The sequence below is a fragment of the Paenibacillus sp. IITD108 genome, from assembly GCF_036541265.1.
GTDB lineage: Bacteria > Bacillota > Bacilli > Paenibacillales > Paenibacillaceae > Pristimantibacillus.
This window is the reverse complement of record NZ_JAZHCT010000020.1, coordinates 16,625-42,056: the sequence shown is the minus strand read 5'-3', so window position 1 is coordinate 42,056 and position 25,432 is coordinate 16,625. Positions and strand designations below refer to the sequence as shown.

General features: G+C 42.2%; 23 protein-coding genes and 1 other annotated feature. Of the genes, 5 read left to right on the top strand and 18 right to left on the bottom strand.

Annotation, left to right across the window (positions count from 1 at the left end; translation table 11 throughout):
• Positions 1-271: 271 nt before the first annotated feature.
• Together V1L65_RS17665 and V1L65_RS17660 are read left to right on the top strand one after the other, a co-directional pair.
• Entirely contained in the window at positions 272-853 is a 582-nt protein-coding gene (locus V1L65_RS17665) for a hypothetical protein (protein ID WP_331700540.1), read from the top strand.
• Positions 854-880: 27 nt separating this feature from the next.
• Complete coding sequence (locus V1L65_RS17660; RefSeq protein ID WP_331700539.1) at positions 881-1,519, top strand: hypothetical protein; 639 nt, start codon at positions 881-883, stop codon at positions 1,517-1,519.
• Positions 1,520-1,633: 114 nt separating this feature from the next.
• Here V1L65_RS17660 and V1L65_RS17655 read toward each other — a convergent pair whose 3' ends face one another.
• Together V1L65_RS17655 and V1L65_RS17650 are read right to left on the bottom strand one after the other, a co-directional pair.
• On the bottom strand, positions 1,634-2,851 hold the full coding sequence (locus tag V1L65_RS17655) for a CynX/NimT family MFS transporter (RefSeq protein WP_331700538.1): 1,218 nt from the start codon (positions 2,849-2,851) through the stop codon (positions 1,634-1,636).
• Positions 2,852-3,541, bottom strand: a complete 690-nt coding sequence (locus tag V1L65_RS17650; RefSeq protein WP_432501843.1) for a FadR/GntR family transcriptional regulator — start codon at positions 3,539-3,541, stop codon at positions 2,852-2,854. It abuts the gene before it with no gap.
• Between the two features lie 167 nt (positions 3,542-3,708).
• Between V1L65_RS17650 and V1L65_RS28765 the strand changes: the two genes are divergently transcribed.
• Entirely contained in the window at positions 3,709-3,771 is a 63-nt protein-coding gene (locus tag V1L65_RS28765; protein ID WP_432501841.1) for a tetracycline resistance efflux system leader peptide, read from the top strand.
• 32 nt (positions 3,772-3,803) lie between these two features.
• On the top strand, positions 3,804-5,180 hold the full coding sequence (gene tet, locus V1L65_RS17645; RefSeq protein WP_331700536.1) for a Tet(L)/Tet(K)/Tet(45) family tetracycline efflux MFS transporter: 1,377 nt from the start codon (positions 3,804-3,806) through the stop codon (positions 5,178-5,180).
• A 255-nt stretch (positions 5,181-5,435) separates the two neighbouring features.
• On the opposite strand, the gene V1L65_RS17640 is transcribed toward tet, so the two are convergent.
• Positions 5,436-6,191 carry a (S)-benzoin forming benzil reductase gene (locus tag V1L65_RS17640; protein WP_331700535.1) on the bottom strand — a complete coding sequence of 252 codons (756 nt, stop codon included), beginning with the start codon at positions 6,189-6,191 and terminating at the stop codon, positions 5,436-5,438.
• Positions 6,192-6,310: 119 nt separating this feature from the next.
• On the opposite strand from V1L65_RS17640, the gene V1L65_RS17635 reads away from it, so the two are divergent.
• Positions 6,311-6,943, top strand: coding sequence for a cupin domain-containing protein (locus V1L65_RS17635; protein ID WP_331700534.1), 633 nt, complete (start codon positions 6,311-6,313; stop codon positions 6,941-6,943).
• A gap of 171 nt (positions 6,944-7,114) precedes the next feature.
• Here V1L65_RS17635 and V1L65_RS17630 read toward each other — a convergent pair whose 3' ends face one another.
• The 15 genes from V1L65_RS17630 to V1L65_RS17560 all read right to left on the bottom strand — a co-directional run bounded on the left by V1L65_RS17630 (position 7,115) and on the right by V1L65_RS17560 (position 25,302).
• Positions 7,115-8,194 carry an AI-2E family transporter gene (locus V1L65_RS17630; RefSeq protein WP_331700533.1) on the bottom strand — a complete coding sequence of 360 codons (1,080 nt, stop codon included), beginning with the start codon at positions 8,192-8,194 and terminating at the stop codon, positions 7,115-7,117.
• Between the two features lie 146 nt (positions 8,195-8,340).
• On the bottom strand, positions 8,341-8,526 hold the full coding sequence (locus V1L65_RS17625; RefSeq protein ID WP_331700532.1) for a DUF3934 family protein: 186 nt from the start codon (positions 8,524-8,526) through the stop codon (positions 8,341-8,343).
• 30 nt (positions 8,527-8,556) lie between these two features.
• Positions 8,557-9,363 (bottom strand): class I SAM-dependent methyltransferase, encoded by an 807-nt coding sequence (locus tag V1L65_RS17620; RefSeq protein WP_331700531.1) that lies wholly within the window; start codon positions 9,361-9,363, stop codon positions 8,557-8,559.
• A gap of 85 nt (positions 9,364-9,448) precedes the next feature.
• Positions 9,449-9,676, bottom strand: a binding site (T-box leader).
• 71 nt (positions 9,677-9,747) lie between these two features.
• Entirely contained in the window at positions 9,748-10,209 is a 462-nt protein-coding gene (locus V1L65_RS17615) for a methylated DNA-protein cysteine methyltransferase (RefSeq protein WP_331700530.1), read from the bottom strand.
• Positions 10,210-10,335: 126 nt separating this feature from the next.
• Positions 10,336-10,926: a hypothetical protein gene (locus V1L65_RS17610; RefSeq protein WP_331700529.1), complete on the bottom strand. Its 591-nt coding sequence runs from the start codon at positions 10,924-10,926 to the stop codon at positions 10,336-10,338.
• Positions 10,927-11,040: 114 nt separating this feature from the next.
• On the bottom strand, positions 11,041-12,900 hold the full coding sequence (locus tag V1L65_RS17605) for a WD40 repeat domain-containing protein (protein ID WP_331700614.1): 1,860 nt from the start codon (positions 12,898-12,900) through the stop codon (positions 11,041-11,043).
• 6 nt (positions 12,901-12,906) lie between these two features.
• A complete protein-coding gene (locus V1L65_RS17600; RefSeq protein ID WP_331700613.1) occupies positions 12,907-13,938 on the bottom strand; it encodes a zinc-dependent alcohol dehydrogenase in 1,032 nt (343 codons plus the stop codon).
• A 38-nt stretch (positions 13,939-13,976) separates the two neighbouring features.
• Positions 13,977-14,858, bottom strand: a complete 882-nt coding sequence (locus V1L65_RS17595) for a carbohydrate ABC transporter permease (RefSeq protein WP_331700612.1) — start codon at positions 14,856-14,858, stop codon at positions 13,977-13,979.
• A gap of 12 nt (positions 14,859-14,870) precedes the next feature.
• Entirely contained in the window at positions 14,871-15,836 is a 966-nt protein-coding gene (locus tag V1L65_RS17590; protein WP_432501655.1) for an ABC transporter permease, read from the bottom strand.
• Between the two features lie 72 nt (positions 15,837-15,908).
• Complete coding sequence (locus V1L65_RS17585) at positions 15,909-17,576, bottom strand: extracellular solute-binding protein (protein WP_331700528.1); 1,668 nt, start codon at positions 17,574-17,576, stop codon at positions 15,909-15,911.
• A gap of 310 nt (positions 17,577-17,886) precedes the next feature.
• A complete protein-coding gene (locus V1L65_RS17580) occupies positions 17,887-19,320 on the bottom strand; it encodes an extracellular solute-binding protein (protein WP_331700527.1) in 1,434 nt (477 codons plus the stop codon).
• A gap of 187 nt (positions 19,321-19,507) precedes the next feature.
• Positions 19,508-20,428 (bottom strand): ABC transporter permease, encoded by a 921-nt coding sequence (locus tag V1L65_RS17575; protein WP_331700526.1) that lies wholly within the window; start codon positions 20,426-20,428, stop codon positions 19,508-19,510.
• Positions 20,425-21,972 carry an extracellular solute-binding protein gene (locus V1L65_RS17570; protein ID WP_331700525.1) on the bottom strand — a complete coding sequence of 516 codons (1,548 nt, stop codon included), beginning with the start codon at positions 21,970-21,972 and terminating at the stop codon, positions 20,425-20,427. Before V1L65_RS17570 ends, V1L65_RS17575 begins: the two co-directional genes overlap by 4 nt.
• Before the next feature lie 19 nt (positions 21,973-21,991).
• Positions 21,992-22,852 carry a carbohydrate ABC transporter permease gene (locus V1L65_RS17565; protein ID WP_331700524.1) on the bottom strand — a complete coding sequence of 287 codons (861 nt, stop codon included), beginning with the start codon at positions 22,850-22,852 and terminating at the stop codon, positions 21,992-21,994.
• A gap of 206 nt (positions 22,853-23,058) precedes the next feature.
• Complete coding sequence (locus V1L65_RS17560; RefSeq protein ID WP_331700523.1) at positions 23,059-25,302, bottom strand: helix-turn-helix transcriptional regulator; 2,244 nt, start codon at positions 25,300-25,302, stop codon at positions 23,059-23,061.
• Positions 25,303-25,432 lie beyond the last annotated feature (130 nt).

Genomic DNA, 25,432 nt, shown 5'->3' with positions numbered 1-25,432 from the left:
CTCATAAATTTTATAAATATTTTAAATATTGCAACAATTTGATAATTTTTACAGTATATATAGTAGGACGATATAGATAATGTGTCTACACCAACACCCAGAAGATACTTGTCCTAATCCAAAGAAAGGGGGGCAGAGCCTAAAACTGAAACATTTTTGGCATGGAAGGTGTTGTTAATTATTTAGAGGAAGTACCAATACACCATGAGAACGTTATACAAATTTGAACAGGAATGTCCAACTTTATTTTATGGTGGGAGGTTAATTTCTTATGAAGACAAACAAGCATAAATTAATATTCGGTTCTATTTTTATAGTGGTAGCTCTTATTTTGACGCTTCAAAGTGCAATGGCAACAACTTACTCCGGTGGCAGAGGCGGTGCAAAATTTAAAGCCTACTATACAAACTCCGTTTCTAGTTATGGTTACACTCCACATTTCGATGCTGCTCGAGCGAATTGGAATGCGACGTCCAGCAAAGTAGATATTACAACCCAGAGCAATGAAAATAACTATCCTGATAAATATTATGTTGGTGTTGCAGATAGTGAACCAGGATACTGTTATCTGGGCCAACTGACACCATGGAAATCAGCGGGTGGTACTATTATGCAGGCAGGTCTTTCTGATCTTTGGTTATACAGCACAGTTACCATCTACCATAATGGTATGGAGGATTGTGATATGAACTATAACCAAAGAGTTTCGAACGCCACACATGAAGTTGGCCATAGTTTGTCGATGGCGCATCCATCGGGAACAACAGTTTCTTCGGTAATGCATCAAGGAATACAGAGCATTGGTCCTTCTACCTATGATAAAAATGAGATTATTGCGAAGTGGGGACCTTAATTATTAAAAGAATGGAGGGTATATACAATGAAAAAATGGTTTATTGGTATTGGTGTAGCATCTCTCTTAGCTGTTGGGACATACATTTATGCTAGTGGGGATAGAGGGACCACTGGGGTCGTAGGTCGTGAACCTGTACAAGAAGCACCTGCTGAGGAATCTACTGGAAGTATGAAATCATTTGTGATTGAAGCTAATATTGCATATACAGTTGAAAAGGAAGAAATGGGTGAATTTGCTGATCTTGTCGTATTGGGTGTTCCTCAAGAAGATATTGGGGATCGAAAGTCTGACATCAGGTACTTCCCGAAAGATCCAGGAGACCGGACCGATACTCCACGTGATATTGAGTTTTTGAAGAGCTTCGTGAACTTCAAAATTGAGGCAGTTTACAAAAATGCAACGGGAATCAAAAGTGGGGACACGATTACGATTTCGGAGCGTACCGCGATGGTTGACGATGAGGCAGGCAAGAGAATTGTAAAGTTAGGACATTTTGATGAACTACAAGCCAAGCAGCAGTATGTTCTCTTTCTAAAAAAAGCTCCAGACAAAGACATTTATTATGTTATTCGCGACAATGATGGACGGGAGAAAATTGCGCATGACAATAGTTTGGAAGAGCAAGTAGAAGCGATCTTGAAAAAACATAGAATTACAAAGTAACTCACCAATTACTGGCGATGCAGGGATAATCACCCTGTCATCGCCATTTCTAATGCTATAAAATCGTCTGCTTCCTCAGAAGGCAGAACCTCTCCTAAATCTTAGAACATATGCTTATGCGTTTTCTACTCCGATCAATCGATTACGGCCTGCTGCAACACCTGTAATCAGCATAAAAATGACTATGACAAGCAATGCGATAAGCGGTACATTCCATCCATTAGTCAAATCGTGCAAATAACCGAATAATATAGGTCCTAATGCAGCCAAAAGATAACCTACTGATTGAGCCATCCCAGATAACTCGGCGGCGTCTTGTGCATTTCTAGTTCGCAGACCAAATAAAATCATCGCAAGACTAAATGAGCAGCCTGAGCCAATCCCTATTAAAATGACCCACAAAAGAACCATATCATTTCCAGAAAGCAATCCCCCAATGCCAATGAGGAAAAAAAGAGACGTCAGGAGCATAAGCGGAATTTGATTTTTCATTCGCCCAGCCAATATCGGCACGATAAAGGTAACTGGAAGTAATGCGAGCTGCATAATAGACAGCAGCCAGCCTGCGAAATCCGTACTTATTCCTTGTATTTTAAGCATATCCGGAAGCCAAGAAACTACAACATAAAACAGCATGGATTGCAGGCCCATAAATATAGTCACCTGCCAGGCTAATGAGGACTTCCATAAATTTGTGCGCTTATTGTTATGCCCGGCTGTCTGCAATTTTTGCGGCTGCCGTCTTAGCTGGGGAATCCAAAAAAGAAGAGCAACAAAAGCTAAAAGACCCCATAGACCAAGAGCTCCCTTCCAGCCAAATCCTGCTTGATTGGCAAGCGGAGCACTGATGCCAGATGCAATAGCGCCGCTAAGATTCATGGCAACCGAATATACGCCGATCATTATTCCTATTTTCAAAGGATACTTTTCTTTAATCAGACTTGGCATCAATACATTGCAGATCGATATAGCAAGACCTAAAATGACCGTACCGATCATCAATGCGCCGATACTCCATGCTGAACGAATTGCAATTCCGATGACGAGCAGAAGCAGCGATCCAAATAAAACAGAGGACATTCCGAATCTGCGGGCCATTCTCGGCGCAAGCGGCGACAGCACAGCAAAGGCAATTAAAGGAAGAGTCGTAATTAATCCTATTAATGTATTCGATATACCCAAATCATCTCTTATTATTCCTATTAAAGGTCCAACGGAAGTTAAAGGAGCACGTAAATTCGCTGCAATTAATATCACTCCCAAAATCAGCAAAACACCTGCAGCTTGCGAGCCCTTCATTTTTGAGTTGGATTTCTGTTGTTCGAGCTCCATTTACACTTCCTCCATCTCTATTACACGTTTAATTTCATTTATGGACTGATCTACAATTTTGGCCGCCAACTCTGTATCCTGCGAAATAATTGCATTTATTAGCTGTCCGTGCATATTTTTCGGCAGACCTGCAGCAAATTGTTCTATTAGTATCACTTTAATCGAATGCTGAATAGCTTCTGTAATATGTGTGTATAAATCAATTAATATCCGGTTGCCTGTCGATTCCACTATAGCCTGATGCAGCTTGAAATCTGCATCCACATATTTTTCTAAATCCCCGCTTGAGCTGAACGAGTTACACGCATCCAGATAAAATTGCATTTTTTCCACATCATCATTTGTTCTTCTTGCAGCCGACAGCTTGGCAGCCTCTTGTTCGAGAGCATTTCTTACTTCCAGTGTTTCTAGCAAGCTGGATTTTTGAACACGTCGTTGAATAGCAGCCCCCAAAGTGCTGTTCGAAATAACATAAGTGCCATCACCCTGCTTGGTCGACAATACTCCGGCATGACATAATGCTCTAATTCCTTCACGCAATGTATTGCGGCTTACCTCCAAATCTTGGACCAAATCAGGCTCCGGCGGAATTTTCTTTCCTACTGGCCATTTTCCCGATTCGATCAATGATTCAATTTGTATAATGACTTGATCCACAAGGGATAGATTTCTAATTTTTTGAAGCATTATATAAACCTCCAAACATAGGATGATTTGATGAAAGTAATTATAGCACACTATAAAAATATTGAAAACCCTAAGTAATGACGCTACGGGTGAATCATAACGGTTTTATTCCTTAGAGAACATGGTATAAAATGTTAAACTAAATTAATCATATTTAGGAGGAGTTAGTGATGAAGTGCATTACTTTTAACAGGGTACAATTAAAAGAGGGAAGCGTATCAATGACCCTATAAACTACGTTACCTTCATAATTGGAGGGTAATTTGTGAATACATCTTATTCACAATCAACTTTGCGGCACAACCAAATTTTAATTTGGCTTTGTGTTCTATCTTTTTTCAGTGTACTAAATGAAATGGTTTTGAACGTCTCATTACCTGATATCGCCAATGATTTTGATAAACTGCCCGCAAGTACAAACTGGGTGAACACAGCTTTTATGTTATCCTTTTCCGTTGGAACAGCTGTATATGGAAAGTTGTCAGATCATATGGGCATTAAAAAGCTGCTCCTATTCGGGATTATGGTAAATGGCCTTGGATCGATAATTGGGTTTGTAGGACACTCTTTCTTTCCCATACTTATTCTGGCACGGTTTATTCAAGGGATTGGTGCAGCTGCATTTCCAGCACTCGTGATGGTTGTTGTTGCCCGCTATATTCCAAAAGAAAACAGGGGTAGAGCATTTGGTCTCATTGGATCGATAATTGCTATGGGAGAAGGCGTTGGACCAGTTATCGGCGGAGCAGTTGCCCATTATTTCCATTGGTCGTACTTGCTGCTAATTCCAACTGTAACCATTATCACTGTACCATTTCTTACAAAACTGTTGGAAAAGGAAGAAGGAAAAAGAGCTCACTTTGATATTGCAGGTATTATTTTCATGTCAGCTGGCATTGTATTTTTTATGCTGTTTTCAACATCGTATAGCATATCTTTTCTTGTCATTAGTATTTTATCTTTCCTGATATTTGTAAAACATATTAGGAAAGCAGCAGATCCTTTTGTAGATCCTGCGCTGGGTAAAAACATTTCATTTATGATTGGAATCATTTGTGGAGGACTTATATTCGGTACTGTAGCAGGATTTATCTCCATGGTCCCTTATATGATGAAAGATGTTTATCAATTTAGTACTGCAGCAATTGGAATTGGAATTATTTTTCCCGGAACAATGAGTGTCATCATATTTGGTTACATTGGAGGAATACTTGTTGATAAGAAAGGTTCTTCGTATGTACTAACCATGGGGGCTGCATTTCTTTCTATCAGCTTTATTGTCGCTGCCTTTTTTGTGGAAGAGACACCTTGGCTCATGACGATTATATTAGTTTTTGTTTTTGGAGGGCTTTCATTTACAAAAACAGTTATATCTACAATGGTGTCAGGCAGTTTGAAACAAAATGAAGCTGGTGCTGGCATGAGCTTGCTTAATTTTACAAGCTTTTTATCAGAGGGAGCAGGTATTGCGATTGTCAGTGGACTAATATCTGTACGTTTACTAGATATCGGGCTGTTACCTACATTAACGGAACCACGCACTTATTTGTATAGTAATATGCTTTTTCTTTTTTCGGGAATCATTATCGTTAGCTGGTTAGTCACCTTGAAGATGTATAAGCGTACTCAGAGAAATGTCTAAAAAACTCACCTAATACGCTAAGTAACCACGTTCTTTTCTATTTTGGAAAACAATGCGAGTTCTTGTCCTCAGCTCTGGTCAAGAACTTGTATCGTTAAACAAAAAAGGTTCGATGCCAGCGACTTCGTATTCGTTATGTTCCGATATCGTTGAGAGCCTTATAAACTAAATAGCAACAAAGCAAATAGGCATCATGAACCAATAGCTGTATTTATTCAGTATATTGCTCATGGTGCCTCTTTTACGCATTATTTCTTACTGCAGCTCTTCAATAAGTGCGGTTTGACCAAACTGTTGATCTAGTAAAATATCAATTAATTTTTTTGCTGTATATTCAGGTGTTTGCAGCTTTCCTTCTTTCGCGATCTGAATAAATTGTTCTACATGCGGGAAATGATCACTGTCCGTGGAACGAATCTCTGCTTGCATCTGTGTATCTATCATTCCAGGGTATACAGAAACAATCCGAACAGGGTATGCCTTGTTCACTTGTTCTAACTTCACACTCTTGGAGAATGAATCCAAACCTGCCTTTGATGTACTGTAACAGCTTTGCGATGGCAGTAAATATTTTGCTGAGGCTGATGATATATTCATGATGCGTTTGTCGATGTTCATCTCTTGCGTACGCTTTATAAAATTGGAGGTCATAATCATTGGAGCCAGTAAATTAATTTGTACATTTTCAATAATGAGATCTGCATGATTGCGCTCAATTGGTGCGACCGGAGATAGCATTCCAGCATTATTTATCAAATAAATTGCCTCAACTTGGGATGACTGATGTTTTATAGTTTTAAAAATCTCTTCAAATAGCTGCTCTATTCTATTTAAATGATTTAAATCGAACGGGAGGTAGCTCAATTTATTATTTTTTTCAGTAGCTAGATCAATTAGCTCTTGATTAATTGTTCTTGAAATGCAAAATATATGATGTGATTCACTTAGTAATTGTGTGGCTAGCGCTTCCCCAATTCCTCTCGATGTGCCTGTAATGATGTAGAATTTCATTTAATCACCTCTAATATACGATTTTAACTAGCTTGATTCCCCTTGCCGAGAACACCAAACGACTTATACATGCATATAAATGCCTATAAACGTTCCTATGCAAAGAGGAGAATTCATTTATGACTTTGTATCTTGATTACACATCTCCATCAACCCAATACGCTTTCGACTTAAATACAAGCCCCTTGTTCAAAAAAGATAACCAAAACTACATTAATGTTTTAGGTGTTGAACAATTAAATACATTAGATAATGTTTCGCTGCTGGATATATTTCTTAGCACCAACAATATTGTAGAGCCGCACTATCACCAAAATGCTGCTGAGCTTGTTTATTGTATTTCTGGGGCGGCAACGGTATCCATGCTGAACCCTTTTACGAAAAAAATTATGAGTTATTCTATTACCCCAGGCCAAGTGGCTAATGTACCCCAAGGCTGGTGGCATTATGAAATAGCTACTGCTGATAACACTCATCTGCTTGCTATTTTTAATGCGCCTACCCCTGAGGTGGTTTTGGGCTCGGACATTTTGTATTTTACCCCTGCAAATATTATGGCACATACCTACTGCATGGATGAAAATAAATGGAAAGAAGCTATTGCACCGGTTCAACCAACCACGTATATCGGTCCTTATGCAAGCTGCGATCAAAACCCTTCTACACAGCATATGCAATACCAGCATCCATACATTCAACACTATCAAATGCCTTATACGGCGCAGTATCGACCCTACTGGGGTTATAGATAAATTCGACAACTGCCTTAGATGGGGCGAATAACAAAAGGCGACAATCTTGATTTCAATCGACTACTTGAAATCAGATTTATCGCCTTTGCTGCCCTGCTTGCGAACGGCTTCAATTGCACTTTTCGCCCATCCCGGTATTACTGCGAAGTCAAACGCTCAATGGATAATTCCTCAAGCCTCCTCCCACTTCTGCTTAAAGAAGAGATCGTATAGCTTTACAACTACAATTTTGATCATCATATATACAGGTATGATGATAATTACACCTACGATGCCAAATACGTCATTGCCGACCAAGACCAATAAAATGGTGGTGAGGGGGTGGATATCCAACTGTTTCCCAAAAATCCACGGCGAGATAATATTATCCTGAATCTGCTGTGCAGCCAAAATAACAACTAACGACCAAATGGCAACTGAGGGAGATTCAATCAAGCCAATGATCACAATCGGTATAGCGGACAAAATAGCTCCAATAAAAGGGACAAAGTTCATAATGACAGCTACCACTGTAAGTAATAGAGCGTAAGGCAATCCAATAATTAGGAATCCCAAATACATTAAAACGCCGAGTGCAAGATTGACAACAACTCTCCCTACAATGAATCCACTAAACGATGAATCGATATCTTGAACGACTTTCTTGCCGTCCTCATGAAATCTTTTGGGCATAAAGCTAACAATTTTATCACCAAATTTATTGCCTTCCTTTAACATGTAAAAAAGAATAATAGGGAAGGTAAATAGAACGAGCGCAAAATCCGAAAGGAATGAAAACACTCCTGCTAAATATGAAGAAACAACTGAAAATCCTTGTTTCAAATAATCAGTCAAATTAGATAACGGATTGATATCATCAGGAAAAATATCAGATATAAATTTGTTCTGTTCCAAACTCTGCAACTGCTTATTCAATGTATCTAGCAATTGAGGCACGCTATTGATAAAGCTGAGAAACTGAGTTCGCAAAGATGGGTAAACTCCAATAATAAAAATGCTGCAAATAATAGCTGCGGCTAAATAAATAATAAGTACAGCCAACGTTCTATTTAATTTCTTCCGCTCCATCCAGTTCACAAGTGGGCGTAATAAATAATAGAAAAATGAGGCTAGCATCAACGGAATCATAACAATACTGAACAATGAAATGATTGGCTTAAAAATAAAATCAACAAGCGTTCCCAAATAAATAATACCTAGCATTAGGAGCACTACAATACATATTTTGATTAATTTGTTTAATGAGATCAAGAGGCACACTCCAATTTACACAACTATATTAGTTCACATTCTATACTAACAAATATTCCTCAAAAAATGAAATAAGGGACTACCCCGCAATCATTATTAATGACTTATGGAATACCCCCTTATTTACTACACGACTTTACAATATGCTAGTTTCCTTTGCTTCCGGATCTAGCCGGTTTTTGACTACCAATTGGATCTGTGCCATCCGGCTTCTTCGTACCTTTACTTTTATAAGGTTTTGGCGAATTTTTCGCTCTATTCTCGGCTGCCTGCCATCTATTCCAGCCCTTTTTCCCTGTGCCTCTGCCTGTACCGCCTTTTGCTTTACTCATAATGATCACTCCATTATATAGTCTTCTTTACTATTTCCTTCTTCCGATATACAACAAATGAGATGAGATGCCCAAAATCGACGGGTCCTTAGCTAATTCAATGAGTAAATTCAACATCATCTGAGACTCGCCTTTTTCTTCCCAATACTGTCTTTGTTCATTATTTATTAATCCGCCAATACTAGAAGAACCAATTAAATCAATCGTCTCGAAACCATGTTTCTCCATGAAAGGCTTAATATCATTAATGTTAAAATAATAAGCGCCTGTAAACCGCCCAGCATCCGCGTGATTAAAATTACCCGTATTGCGAAACTCATGGATTGCATCCATATTATCATTTGGCTTCCAGTGCTGTGGATATTGCAGAGAAGTAATGGTCATTTTCATCCTAGTTTGAAATGCTGCAAAAATAATGCCTTCTTGCTTTGTAACGCGACACAATTCTTTAACCGCACGAATCCGCTGCGCTTCCTCTTGCAAATGATATAATGGCCCTAACATAAGCGAGGCATCAAATGCTTCATCCGGTAATCCTTCTAAATTTGTGGCATTCAGCACATGAAAACCGTTAAATTGTTCGGTTAAGCCCAGTTCACTAGCCTTCTCCTTGGCCACTTCAACTAATCGAGGAGTTAAATCAGAAAGGGTAACTTGATATCCTTGTTTCGCTATTTCCATTGCATATTTTCCGGGACCTGCGCCATTATCGAATACATGACCCTGTTGAGGCAAATATTGCTGGATGTAATGCCAATTAATGAGGAACTCCAGCGGCTCCCTGTCCAGTCTTCCCCACTCGTCGAACTTTGAATAATAGTCGATAATATTTTCCATCTGATTACTCCTCCTCAATTGTTTATTATTTTAGTGTAAAACCAAGGATAACGGCTCCTTATAATTAAAAAAAACCTATCGCCTACAAAGAGGCGATAGGTTATCCTTCGCGGTACCACTCTTATTAACCCGTTGATTTGGATAAACGAACGAATTATCTTTAGACCTAATTACGGAGGTCAACCGTTAAGACCTACTACATTTCAGTCTTACCGCTTATGGGTGAGTTGGGGAAGCTACCCGCTGTCTCGCACCGAAACGACAGCTCTCTGAACGATAGGTAATCCTTAATGGTCCCAATCTTTGCATTTAACATATTAAATTTAACCTAGTATATGGTTTCCAAGCAGCAACTGTCAATATCTCGAAAAAGTATTGTAAAGATTATTCAAGAACAAATCGCTTTTCCGAATAATCTTTTACAAAGTACCGCTTGCCCTTTTGGATAACGTTATGGCCTTCTGCCTCCAGACGCAGCTTCTGCCCATCGATTCCGCCAGGATATTTCTCACTAAGCTCGCCGTCTTTTTTCAAGCTTCTCCAGTAAGGCGTTTCATCCGTCCCGCGCTCTTCGGACGCTTTTGCAGCGATATTCATGAAGATACCCGCAGTAAGAGGACACGTATAATCCGCTTCATGTTTCCTCGCCAAATAATCCCGGATATCTACCGAGGTCAATACCTGCCCTTCCGGCACCCTTCTCATAATTTCGTCATAGGCTAGAGGGGGAGCAATCAGCATCTTTGTGCCGCCATACCTTGCAATGGCTTTCATGTCGGCAACCTCAATAATCTCCGGCATATTTTTGCTGTCATGCAGTTTCTCGTTAAATGATTTTTTTGCCAAATGGATGTACCCCCAAAAGTTTGATTGTTTTAAAGAACGCTTCTTAAAGTTATTATCTATTCTATTATTCAAAGTGACTGCCAAAGAATCCTGCCTAGTCGTGAAAGAAGGCAACATCCTATACATTCAGTTATGAATCGGAATCTCTTTATCAAAAAAGACGATAGATGCGAATTCTTTATCATTGATCACATTTTCAAACGTTTTGATCGTTAACATATGGCCAGTCCCATACTCGATTGAATGCATGCCGTTAAAAATTGTAGTCGTTTCCGATGATCCATCCTTATACTTAATTGTAACCGGGTAGTTATCTAAATGTTCATTTTCTCCAACCTCTACAAACTCGCCGGCGGCTTCGTTAATTTCTTTAAATGTTTCACTCTCTACCTTTAATGATATTGAAATCGGTGAGACAGAGATCGATTTTAAAACAGCTTCATAACCATACATATTAATTTTTTGATTGACCTGATACAAAGTAGAGTACTCCTTGAAATCCAGTTTAAAAGCAGTTTCCCATGTATCCGGTATAATGGTTTCAAACTCTCCAGGGAGTGGATCCGCTGCTTGTAAATCCGTAAATTGAAAACGGGCCATCTGACCAGCCATTGACTTTTTCATCTTTTTTACAATTTTGCGGTCACTCGTTCCGTTATTCACCTTTAACATGAGGTTTTTCAGCGTCTTTTTAATGAATAACGGAACGTCTGTCAATCTTCCCCCTCAAATCGAGCACTTTATGCAAAATAGCGGAACGACTGACCAGCATAATGGCGCGCTAAAAAAAATCGCCCTTAGTCTATTGTAGACTTAAGGACGATTCTAGCATTATTCGTATTTATACAGCTTCGTATCCCGGGCAAAATAAATATCCCCGTTCCCGTCTTCCGCCAGAAATAAAGCATCGGAATCCAATATATCCAGTCGATCATTCGCGATATCGTACGTGAACAATTTCTGCAACGTGGAGCCGATCAGCTTTCCATCGCCCCGGTATCGTAAATAACCTCCGCGCCAATAATGACCAATGCTTCCCCAATCGAAGGGGAACAGGCGAATCATACGGCATACCTCACGCTTCATGGGGTCGAACTGAAACAAACTGCCTGCGGTTAATCCCCATAACATTCCATTGTCATCAAAGGTTAATGCAGAAACTGCCTTTTCTCCTGTAATTGGAACGCCCTGCCACAGAACTGCTGCCTGGCGGACATCCCACAGCATCAGAACAGCCTCGTTCTGCTCTGGCGCTATACCCAACCCGCCCCAGATTGAGCTGCCGGCGTAAATAATTCCATCGCGATAAGCAAGAGATACGATGCTTTGCCGGTCAATCACATTTGGATAGACTGCATATTGCCCGCCCTTCAGGTCATATAAGGTTAATGCGCCTCCCAGGCGTCCATAATCGGGAACCGTTCCGATGGCTAGCCGGTCGCCGGCTGCAGTGAACGCAAACGGACGATCTTGGCGGTGCGGGCTCAGTGAAAACAGCAGCTCCGGGTTGCTGCCTTTATCCCAAGGCATGGAGGGATCATAACAAAAGATGTTCGCTTTCGGATAAACACCCATATACTGCTTGCCTTGATAGGCGATCATATTCTCTATTTGCCCGATTTGCCGGAACATGCGCAAATGCTCGGTATCAGGATTATAAATGGCAAGCCCGCCAGCAAAATAACCGCCGGCATAAATGCTGCCGTCAGGCCCCTGAGCAAGCGATTGAATCGCCACGGGAAGTCCCGCCGGTTTGGGATCTACTGTCACCATCTGTTCCGTATCCGGATGGTACATATAAAAGCTTCCGTCCCGGTTTATACAAATGAGAGTAGCGCCCGGCCAAAGCGGGTCGTCTCTTTCGATCCAGCCGAAATCTGCGGCCGGCTCCGATAACGGAACTGTTGTCCGCTCAAGACAGCGTGTATCCGGATGATAGGAATGAAGATAGCCGTCTTTGACGAAATAGATACGGCCGCGAGCATCAGGGGGCGATACAGCGAGCCCTGACGAACCTTCAATGCAATCGCCCCATGCTTGCTCCTCCAAATCATAAACATGTAAATTGTTGAAGGGTGTAAGCCGGATAATCACCTTTGGATAAACGATATCCAGATCGTACACGAGCTGCTCTTCGGCCGCCGCCGGCGGAAGAGGAATCTCCCTCTTCTTCCCGGTTATAGTATCCATCTCGATTAGATAGGGTCTGCGGGTGCCAATGCCCATATACAGCTTGCCGCCCCAAGCCTTCATACAGCGCACGTATTGTTCACCTTCAACCACCGCTCCGTAATCGCGGAATTGTCCCGTAACAGGATTATATTGAAATGCCTTTCCGCCGGGATAGCAGCCGCCATACACGTTGCCATCGCAGTCAGCCGCCATTCTCCACGTATAGTATTCGCCGCTTATTATCGTGCCCAGACATGCTACGCCCAGCTCTGGCACATAACGGTATAGATTGCCGTCGCCTGTTATATAGACGCCGCTGGCGGTTGCAACTACACCCCAGCTATGGCTTGCGCCGTCAAGCAGCCACCGCTCCAGACAAACACCGCGATGAGGATCAATAACAAGCAAAACACACGGCTTGCTGGATGAGACCGCATAGATCCTCTCTTGCCCGCGTTCCCCACCGTAAGCTGCCGCCCAGACGCAAACAGCTTCAATCGGTTCTCCGATATAACGCACACTCAATTAACCCAGCTCCTTTTCCAAACTGGCAGGAATGCCATAGTCCAGTACGATGCCAAGTGTATCTTTCAGATTCGCGCGGTAATAGTCATAAGCATGCTCCGCTTGGCGAAATGGCCAAATTTTCGAAATAAGCGGCTTGATCCTGATATGCCCCCCAGCAATGAGACGCATGTATTCAGCCATATTCTTCCCTTCCGTCCAGCGCACATAACCGATAGGATAATCGATTCCGCCTCTTTCATAAGTAAAATCATACCGCCCGGGACCCCCAGCTCTTGAAATAAGCAGCTCCGCCTCCTTGGCGAACATTAAATCCCGTGAGAAATCCATCTTCAAATCGCCTACGATGACGACTTTGCCGCGATCCCGAATCCAATGCAGCGCCTGATCGACCAGATTGCTCTGCTTGCCTCCGGCACACAGGATTACGCAATCTGCACCAACCCGGTTCGTATAGTTCGCAATTCTCTCGCCCACCTCCTCGGCTGAACGGCAGACGCCTTCTAAGCCAAGCTGTTCCGCTGCCGCACACCGCTCCTCCATAATATCGAAGGCAGTTACTTGATAGCTGGCTGCTGCGGCAATTTGAGCAATCATTTGTCCCAGTATACCGAGGCCAGCAATAACAACACTTTCACCAAACTGCAATCCTGCCTGACGCAGCGCATGAACAGCAATCGCCCCAAGACCAACCGTCGAAGCTTCAGCCGCAGATACGCAATCAGGTACAGGAACCGCCAAGTTTCTGGGAACGGCCAGTGATTCCGCATGCTTCACATACGGCGCCCCATAACAAGCAACACGCTGGCCGACCTTGATATGACTAACCTCTTTCCCGATCTGCTGGACGATACCCGCTGCACTGTAACCGAGAATAACGGGCGAGGTACGGGTGATGCCCTGCATCATAAGTTCAGTACCTGGACTAATAGCAGAATACTCCGTTTGTACCAGAATAGAATGGTCATCAAGCCGCGGCGCCGGGACATCAGCAATTTGAATTTGTCCATCTAAAGTGACGACTGCTTTCATTTTCACTATCACTTCCTACAGTTTATTCTCGCTGACCTTTATTCTTTGACTGCACCAATCATAACGCCTTTGACAAAATATTTTTGCAGAAACGGATATACGATCAGAATCGGAACAGTAGCCACGACAATAGTAGCGTATTTGATCGCCTCACTTACCCGGCTGAGCTCATCTTGAGCAACTGATGATGTTAAATTCTGCGCAGTGGATTGAATCAATATTTCTCTCAAAATCAATTGCAGCGGATACAAGGTCCGATCTTGCAAATAAATCATTGCCGTAAACCAGCTGTTCCAGTGAGATACAGCATAAAACAGCGTCATAACAGCAATAACGGGCATAGATAGCGGCAGCACAAGCGACCACAAGATGCGGAAATCATGGGCTCCATCAATCTTGCCTGACTCAACCAGACTTTCCGGTATCGTGTTCTGGAAAAATGTGCGCATTACAATCAGGTTGAATGCACTCACCGCGCCAGGGAGCAGCAGCGCCCAGACCGTATCGTACAGACCAAGATCGCGAATGTTCAGGTAGCCCGGAATCAGTCCACCGCTAAAAAACATAGTAAAGACGATGAATGCCATAATGAATCGTTTTCCTTGCAAATTTGGTCTGGATAGCGGATAAGCACCCAATGTCGTCAAAATCAAATTAATTAATGTGCCGGCAACAACATAAAACAAGGTATTGCCATAGGCGTCCAGTATCATACTGTCAGAAAAAACGAGCTGATATGCCCTTAAATTGAAATCGATCGGAATAAATGTTACCTTGCCTGCGGCAATGGCATGTGCATCACTGAAGGATGATACGATGACATACCATACCGGATACAAGAAAACAAAAGAACAACAAGCAAGAAACAATATATTAAAGACGTCGAATATTCTCTCCCCGATAGTCGGTTTGGCGACCACTTGATTCACCCCTTACCATAAGCTGCTTTCTGTCGTTTTTCTGCTGATTCGGTTGGCGATAATAAGAAGTGTAAAGTTGATCGCCGAATTGAAAAGGCCCACGGCCGCGGAGAAGCTGTAATCCGCTTCCATAATTCCTCGCCGGTATACGAAGGTGGAGATAACGTCAGCTGTTTCGTATGTGGCAGAATTGTAGAGCAAAATGATTTTGTCCCAGCCTACGCTCATCAACGAACCGATATTCAGAATAAGCAGGATGAGAATCGTCGGTAAAATGCTTGGTATCGTTATATTCCACAGCTGCCTCCAACGCCCTGCCCCATCGACAACCGCCGCTTCATAAAGACTTGGGCTAATGCCTGCCAAAGCAGCCAGATAAATAATGGAGTTCCAACCAATGCTCTGCCATAAGCCGGAGCCGATATAGAGGGAGCGAAACCATTCCGGCAAGATAAGGAAGTTGACCGGCTCTTGCACAAGCCCAAGCCCCATAATCAAACGGTTAATTATGCCATTCGGGCTTGTAAAATCAATAATCATGCCGCAGATCACGATAAGGGATATAAAATGCGGTAAGTACGACATCGTTTGCGCGATTGTTTTATACCATTTGCTTCGCACTTCATTCAGCATCAAAGCAAAGATGATCGATGCCGGAAAAATGATGAGCAAGGAATACACACTGATTAATACAGTGTTCTTGAGCAGTCTCCAAAAATAATAGCTATCGAAAAAGTGATTAAAATGTTTAAACCCCACCCAAGGACTATCCCATATGCCCTGGTAGGGATTGAAGTTTTTGAAGGCGATAATAGCTCCGTACATCGGCTTGTATTCGAACAGGAGGAAGTATGCGATTACGGGAGCCAGCATCATATATAAATATTTGTTCGCCATAATCCGCTTCAGCGCACTGGACGACTTTCTGTTCGCCGCCTTCACCTGTTGAGATCGAGCTGTATTTGCAGGCGTCCTCATTAAATAATCTCCTTTCGGGAAGACCTCCCCGAACCAAAAGGGTTCGGGGAATATCTGCCGCGGCCGTCGTAATTATTTTCCTTTGAAACGGTCGTAAGCTTTTTGATACTGCTCAAGCACCAAATCGAATTTCATGTTTTTCAGCTGCTCAATGAATTTGTCGTAGTCTGAAATCGGCTTTTTCCCCATAATGAACGCATTGATCGTTTCAGTTACGTAAGTAGTGACGTCCGCCATAATCGGAACGACGATATCATTCTCTTCTGGCAGCAACTGAAGAGGCGGCATTTTATAGTCGAAATTATTGTATGGACCGAATAATTCTGCCGGATTGTCCATCTGCCCGCTCGCCTCACGTATTTGCTGTGAATAGCGCGGATCTTCAACCGTTGCCCAGCTGCCTCCGCCCACTGTATGGTTGAGAAGCTCTTCTGTATTGGACACACCGTTCTCCGGATGAGTAACTTCCTTCTTGAATTTCGGCTGCCCGTCCACGATGTCATATGATTTGCCTTCTACACCAAAATTGTTCAACGTTATACCTTCTTCGGAATACTGATAATCAAGCCATTGGATAATTTCGTCTGCATTTTTCGTTTGCGATGAAACAGCTATACCTTGTGGTCCCGCCGGCCAGCGGAACGACACATGACGTTGATCGCCGTTCGGTCCTTTAGGCGGCAGCACCGGTGCGATGGAGAACGTCGGATGCTTGCCCTCCATCAATTGAGTAAAGTTGCCCATATAAGAACCGGCCCACCCGAACCAGGCGCCAGCCACGTCAGTCGTCACTTTCTCCGTCAATGTTTTAAAGGTAGTATCGACCAGGTAGTTCGGATCGAGCAATTTTTCGTTATACAATTTGTTCAAATATTCAACTACATCCTTGAATCTTGGATCGTATGGGCCGTATTTTACCATACCGTTCTCAACAAAGAATTCGTAGTCAACGCCGAATGCTGGCGCGAACAGGAACATGATATTGTTCAAGTTAACCGTAACGAGAGGAATTTCATCTGCCTTCCCATTGTTGTTCGGGTCATTTTCCCTAAACGCTTTCAAAACGTTATACCAGTCGTCAGTAGTCTCCGGCATAGGCAAGCCGACCTTTTCCAGCCAGTCTTGGCGAATTTGCGGGAACATTTGCGTTAAATATCTGGAATCCAGCATCAGGTTCGGCAAGTAATAAATATGGCCATCCGGCGAAGTGATTAGCCCTCTAATATCCGGGTTTTCCTCTAAGATCTTTTTAATATTAGGTGCCTTCTCTTCAATCAGCTTTTCAAGCGGGAGAAGAGCTCCTTTTGAACCGTATTTGGACGCTTCCTTATCCCACATGGATGTATAAATCATATCTGGCAGCTTGCCTGAAGACATCAGCAAACTGAATGCCTCCTCACTGGCTTCGGTCGCATGTTGGAAATTGATATGGACACCAGTGTTTTCTTCCATTTTCTGAAATGAAAATTTATCATTGAAATCTTTTCCCTTAAAGTTACCGCCACTTGGCGCCCAAAGAGAAAGGTTGATTACTTTGTCTGCGATCGGCATCATCAGCCCGTTGCCCGCATCCCTTTTTTCAGATTTTGGGCTGTCTGTTGCTTCAGCTGCAGGCTTGGAACTGTTACCACCAGACTCAGGTGTTTTCTCTGATGTATTTTTGGAACAGGCAGATAGTGCTAGTGAGGCCATAAGTGTAAGAACAATAAGAACAACGCCAAACTTATTTACTTTTTTCAATAGTCTTACCTCCATTATTAAAGTAATGATATCCCCTATCACCTTCGTAACTACCTCTTTAATCGTTCCGATACTGGCAGACGCCCCCTTTTGATTCCCTTCTAATTTACTTTTTAATTTAATTTTATGTCACGTAAATCAGATGTATGTCTGATGGTTTTTATTATAGTCAGCTAATGTAAGCGTTGTCAACAATTAAAATAGCTTATTTTCACTCTTTTTTGTATTATTTCCATAAAAAATCCCTCAGCTCCAATTGTTTTAAAAGGAACCAAGGGATTATTTTGATAAATTATTAATCAGTGGTACATCAGTTGATGATATGCGCCCCGCTGTCACTTCTAACAGGTACATCAGTTTTTCCAGTCAAAAGATGCTCAAGCCTTTCTTGCAGCATCGCTTCATCAATCATTCCCGACCAATACGCCTTCAAGCTTTTACTGAATGAATTCAGCGAACGAATCGTTAATCCAAGCTCTTTATGATACTTGAAAGACGGAAGCAGCTCCCGATACATCAAATTCCGCGAAGGGCGATTCAATTCCATATCCGACGGCAATTGCGCCGAAGGTCCCCTCGCTGGTATGCTCACGGTTTTCTCCCTAATGATGCGCTGTGCATCTTCCGATGCGAGAAAATCTACAAATGTACGAGCCGCTTCCTTCTCCCGGGAATTGTGAATGACGGCGGCTCCAATCGTGATAAGCAGCGATTTTTGAGGATCACCGCGGCGTATTCCCGGTATCGGACAAATATCATAGGATAGCGGCGAATGCTTGAAGGCATTCATATTAAAATACGTTGTCATGATGATCGAAACCCGCTCCTGGGCAAACAACTGAATCGTCTCGTCATCGTCCCTGCCAGCGAAGTATTTCGGAAATATCTCATGGTTGTTTACGAGCTCGCTATAAAATCGTAAGCTTTCGGCCAGTTTATCACTGATTCGACTCCGTCCGTTCTCATCCATGACCGTTTCCATACCACCCTGAAGTAAAAATACCGGGTAGCGGTTTTCCGAAGCCGGCACGAAATAAATCGAATGCTTGCCCCGCACTTCGGAGATTCGTGCAGCTGCCGCAATAAGATCATCCCACGTCCAATAGCTGTCCGGCTCCGGCACTCCCGCCTTTGCAAAATGTTCTTTGTTATAGCAAAGCACAACCGGCGAAAAAGAAATCGGCCGGGCATACAACTGCCCGTCGTATTGAAATGCTTCAGCAGCGATGGGATATAGCCCTTCATCCTCCTTTAAAGGCTCGAGCAGCGGAACAATACCGCTTTCAACCATATCTTGAAACTGTGCGCTGTTAAAGGAAATGACGTCAAGCAAGCCACCTGAAATCATCTCTCTGGCCGTTTGGACATGCTCAAAGTTTTGCAGCGGAATAAGACGTACATAAATATATGGATGAAGACGTTGAAACTCAGCAAGCAATTCGTTTAGCAGAAAATCTTCGGTCAGGGTCGTGTTGTAGCCGAAATGAAGGGTAATCATTTGATGCGAGGCTTCAGTCACCATACTGCCAACCCGGTCGATCTTAACAATCAACCCTTCTGCCACAAGCTGTTCCAGCCCTTTGCGGACTGACTTGTTGCTTAATTGAAATTGTTTGGAGAGAGCGCTCTCTGATGGCAAATAAGTACCCGCCTTACGCATACCGCCGACAATTTCCGTACGAATTGTACCAACAAATTGATCAAGCCGTTCCTGAAATGTCATTCGTTCTAATTTACCGCTCATGTATAATTCTCCTCAAAGATTTAAGCTGAACATTAATTTCTATCACCATTTTGGATGAATCAATGTGAGTTGTCAACAGAAATGCCTTTGTCTCACAACGTATAAAGGGCTTTAAAGAAGCATTTACAAGCAAAAAGAAGAACTGGCGTCATTTAAACATCGACACCGTTCTTCTCTTTCCACCTTTTTACCACAAGCTTGAACCGCCAACCCGACGCGCAATCGCATTTGTAACAATGATCATGAATAAGCCAACGACTGATTTGAATAATCCCGCTGCAGCTGCCAATGGGAATCGTCCCATAGCCAGACCAACTCGATACACATAAGTATCCAGGATGTCAGCTACATTGTATACTAACGCATTATACAAGATGAAAACTTGATCAAATCCAGCATTCAAAATATGGCCCATCTTCAATATCAATAAAATTACTATCGTTCCGCCTATTGAAGGAAGTGTAATACGAAGTATTTCCTGCAGCTTGCTAGCTCCGTCCATTTTCGCCGCTTCATACAGCTCAGGATTAATGCCAGCAATCGCTGCTAAATAAATAACTGTGCCCCAGCCCGCTTCCTTCCAAATTTCCGTCGTAATAAGCATTCCTCGAAAGGTTTCAGGGTCCATAAGCGGAGATTTGGATATTCCGATAACAGTCAATAGTCCTGTCGACGGAGAGAAAAGCGTGTATAGAATTCCTCCTAGAATGACCCATGAAACAAAATGCGGAAAGTAGATAATGGTCTGAATGACTCGTTTGAACTTATTGCTCCATAATTCATTCAGCATAAGAGCAATAATAATCGGTACTGGAAATACGAATGCGAGCTTATAAAAACTAATAATGACCGTGTTGCGTAACGCAATCCAAAAATCATCAGATGTGTATAACTGTTGAAACCATTTTAAACCGGCCCAATCACTTGCCCAAATGCCCAATGATAATTTGTATTCTTTAAATGCTATCATGACGCCAAACATGGGTACATAATGAAATAACAAAAAGTACAAAAGACCTGGAAGAAGAAGCGCATAATAGTATTTATAACGCTGCCATTGGAAGCTGCGTGGTACAGCATCTGCTTTCTGTAAATTTACGGTGCTCATGAATTAATTTTCTTCCACTCGGCATTTGCTTGTTCTTCAATTTCCTTTCCGCCTTGACTGTAATACTTTTGCACAAGTTCTTCCCATTTGTCTACCGAAAATTCACCTGTCACAATTTTGATGAAATATTCTTCCCACAGCTTGACCAAATCAGGATATTCCAACTGTGCAGGAACTGTAACCCATAATGCATTGGACAAAGTGTTGTCATTCGACACTTTTAGGGCGTCAAGAACAACTTTGGGACTCCATCGACGGTCGGTAACCTTTATAAATTGAACAGGATTGGACAAACCTCTCGCTACAAGTTCACTGCTGCTAGATGTTTGTATAATAAGGTTGCTTTCTTGATCAAAAGTATAATCTTTTCCTTCTACACCATACGCCGTCAACATAAAGCCGCCATCCGCTTTATCAGATGCAGTCCAATTAAGCAATTTCGCCAGTTTTGTTGGATCCTTTACTTTCGCTGAAACAGCTCTTAAACCTTTTGCCCCCGGACTTTGCTCAGGCAATCCGCTCCCTCCTGGTCCCGTAGGAGGCACCAATATGGTAAGCTCGGCAGATGGGGTGAGCTCCTTGATTCCTTTCTGCACGGCGTTAGTCGGATCCACGATCCATGCCGTTCGATTAGCTATACCAACCTTGGAATTCACTATTTTCTCTTCTAATTGCTTGTCAGAAGTAACAGGAAATTCCGGATCGATTAACCCTTCCTTATACCATGACTGCAAAATTGAGAGCACTTCTTTTGTCTCAGGCAGCACTAGGCCTTGTTTAATCATCCCATCACGTTCAATCCAGAAAGGCGGAAGGACCCCATAGGCGCCAAAGACAGCTTCAAACCCGGAGGCAGACCCGAATCCCGTCGGTTTATATCCACCTAAACCATAGGTATCATTTACACTGTTGCCATCTGGATCATCCAATGTAAACTTTTTTATTGCTTCGTAAAACTGATCCAATGTTCGCGGAGTATTCAAATCTAACTTATCAAGCCAATCTTGCCGAACTATAAGACCGCTTACATTTCTTCCGTTAAAGGATTCCGTACGTGTAGCATCCGGCAAGGCGTATATTTTACCATTGTAGGTTGCACTCTCCAAGTCTTCTGGAAGCATCTGGGCCATTGCTTGAGGCATATCTTTCAATAAATCATCCAACGGCATAATGAGACCTTCGTCTGCCAGCTTCATCATTGTTGGCTGATCAACACTAAAATAATCAGGTACTTTGCCACCTGCAATCATTAAATTTAATTTGGTGAAGTATTCCTGTCCGGAAGTAAGCGTTACTTTATAATCAACCCCCGAAATTCCTGCCTTATTCAACGCATCGAGGATAAGCTGGCGTCCCTCTCCTCCGTTGTCGGGATAACCTGAATCGCCGCGATTTAGAAATATATCATAAGTAATCGTCGTTTCTTTCGGCGATGGACTGACAGCTGTATGATCTACCTCTGGTTTTTCCTGACTTTTACAGGCTGTTACAACGAGGAAGGATAGAATAAGGCTTACTATGAACCACTTTTGTTTTATTTTCAAAATAAACAACTCCTACTTTTTAGGATTTTACCGCACCGATCATAACGCCTTTAGTAAAATACTTCTGTAGAAAAGGATAAACACATAGCATGGGAATCATAGTCACAACTACTGTAGCTGCAATAACTGCATCCGTTGAGGTTACTGTAAATTCGCCAGTCTCCATCGCCGTTTGCTGTCCATTAATAATATCACGCAGAAGCAATGGCAAGGTATATAGGCTCTTGTCATTTAAATAGATTAAGGAATGAAAAAAATTGTTCCACAACCCTACCGCTTCCCACAATGAAATCGTAGCCAGCACGGGTGTGGACAACGGCAATATAATACGAAAGAAGATTACAATTGGATTTGCGCCATCTATCATGGCTGATTCCTCCAATTCGTGCGGCAGCGTGTCAAAAAAGCTTCGCATGATGAGCACGTTATAGGCTGATATCAGGGTGGGAATAAATACAGCCCAAAGCGTGTTGATCATCCCTAAAGATTTGACAAGCAAGTAGGTAGGAATCATCCCCCCGCTAAACAGCATCGTAAACAAGATAGCCAAAGTAATGAACTTTCTCGCAGGCAATCCTCTTATAACAAGCGGGTATGAAACACATGCTGTAAGAAGCGTACCAAGGAATGTTCCTCCAATTGTAATAAGCGCAGAGTTTAAATACGCAGTCCATATATAACTGGAAGATAAGACCGTATGGTACGATTGCCAAGTAAACCCTCGGGGCCATAAGAAAAACCCCCCCCGCGCTGTCCCGGCTATTGAACTTAGGGACACCGAAACCTCGTGCCAAAGCGGATAAAATGTAATAGCAGCAAATAACAGCAACAACAATAAATTAATACCATCAAATAAACTGATTTTTTTTCGTATTGGCAACCAATAGCCTCCCCCTACTTTGTTCACCTCCTGGTGTAATTCCCATTATCTTTACCTGACATGGCTTATACAATCGTTAAAAAATACGAAACATGATGATTATTCGCCCACTTATTAATAGCTAGATTCATAGATGCTAAAAATAAACACAGAAACATAAAAACAACCATTTCGCAAAGGAGATGGTTGTTCATATTTGAGCATAACTAACGTATTTTATCCATTTCTAATCGCCGAAACATTCCAGGTGTAACAGTCTCATGCTTTTTGAAGAAACGGATAAAGCTATGTGTATCGGAAAACCCAACCAGACCTCCGATTTCTTTAAGTGTATAGCGGCTAGGATGCTGCATTAACTCCTTAGCTTTTCCTATTCGATAACGAGTTAAATATTCCAAAGGCGGGATACCTGTTTCCGATTTAAATATTCTGCTCAAGTAGTTCGGTGTGAGCCTAATCTCATCTGCTATGTCACTAATTGAGATATTATCCATATAGCGGTTCTCAATAAACCGAATAGCTTGCAGCACATAATCATTCACCGGAGTGTCTGGCAAGTCTTCTATAACACGATCAATCAATTTGCCGATCCTGCTGCTTAGGAAATCTTTCAGCTCCTGCTTGTTATCACACTCATGCCATTGCAGAAACTGAATATCCCTGAACTCCTCCAGTGCAAAGCCTGCCTGCAAAAGCTCATTTATTAAAACTCCAATTAGCACCATAATCGTTTCTTGCACATTGGCGGGCGATATTTGCTCATTGTCAACATACTGAGAGAACAATAGACCCAACGCTTCCTCTGCCATTAGCCGATCGCCTTCAAGTACGCTTTTCACCAGCATTCGCTGCAAGGACGAAGGGTATGCTACATAAGTGCTTGACCGTTCTTCTTCCATCCCGAAAATAACTTCTACCTTTCCATAAAGTGCTCTATATTGCAACGACCTGCGTGCAGCGGAATAGGAAGACGGAATTTCACTGAACTCTTTACAAAGACGGCCAAATGAAAATCTCATTGTCACTCCAAGTTCCCTGTCGATGAGCTCATTGATCCTGCGGCATAATTCTACGAAATCACGCTGCAGTGCGCCCACCTCTATATCTTCGGAAACGTTCAGAATAAATGCAAACTGGCTATCATCCAGCCATGTTCCAGCTGTATGATAAGTCTCTGCAAATTCATTCTCCAATAAACTGAACAGAAGCAGCCTCACCGATTCAGCATCGTCACGCTTCTCTAACTGTTTCGATTCATATGAAGCTAGACAAACAATAAATAACGAATTCGGAAAAACAATGCCATACTTGCTGAACATGTGCTCCGGCACTGAAACGCCGCTTCCATTGTGACCATGCAATACATCGTAGACAAGTTTATGCTTTAATAAGGGGGTCATCTGCTCTATCGTTGAACAAATCTGTTGATTTTCAACCAGCAAGCGATTAACTCCGTCTCCAACAAGAGCATATTCATCATAGACACCCTTGCCCGAAACAGACTTCATAAAAAAACCGTACTTTTTAAACATACTTCTCCAAGGTAAATAAATAACAAAAGAGAATAAGTAGGACAAACCAAATCCTGCTACAATAATATAACAAGCGATCAGCAGCAATTCATTACGCTTTTCCAAATAGGCCGCTTCATACTGAGTGTATGGCATTGCTTTCAACAAAATCCAGGAAGTATTCAATTCACGATATTCAGAGAAATAGCGATGGCCATTCAGGCTGATGCTGCTGCTCCCCATTCCATTTCGTGCTTGATCCTCCAGCAAAAGATTTCCCAGCTCTGATTCGGCTGCGGCACCGCTTGCAAATATTTGTCCCGTTTCCGCATCTGCCAAATAATATATATTAGAATCGGATTGATTCGTATTTCGAATCAAATTCTCAAATTTTCGCATGTCCATATTAACGATAAGCTTCCCTAGCTTCTGAGTGCCGGATACTGGAAGTTCTTGTTGGAAGGTAATCATCGATTCCCTTGTATTAATAATGTATGGCTTATTCCCTAATGGTTCACTAAGAATATGCCGATCATAAAAATCTTCTTGCGAGTACAAGCCTTCTCCCGTTGTCAATACTCTGCCGCTCATCGCAAAATAAATATAGGCAGAATCCACTATTCCACCAAAAAATATTTGTTCCTTCATGTCATTTTGAAGTTTCAAATAGTCATACATGCTGCCTAAATCCGTCCGGTTCAAGAGACTCATCATATTGGTCTGAAAGGTCATCTGCAGCGAAAACTGTTCCGTACGAGCGAACAAATCGGCAATGTTTTCTGATAATCGGTCCGCTTCTGCCCTTAATACCGCTTCGTGCCGGGATCGCAGCTCATGAGATTCAGTATACAAATATATAGCGCTAATAGATGCTGTCGGAATGCATACTGTAACAAAAAAGAACAACAACGTTCTTCGAAACCATCTCAATTTCCACATACCGGGAAAGACCAATAGGAACCCCCCTTGCCTCATCATAATTCACTTATTACAATTATACTAACGAACAGTACTTACAACAATAGAAAGCGCTATCATTTACACAAAATTAAAGGTTTGATTTCTTAAT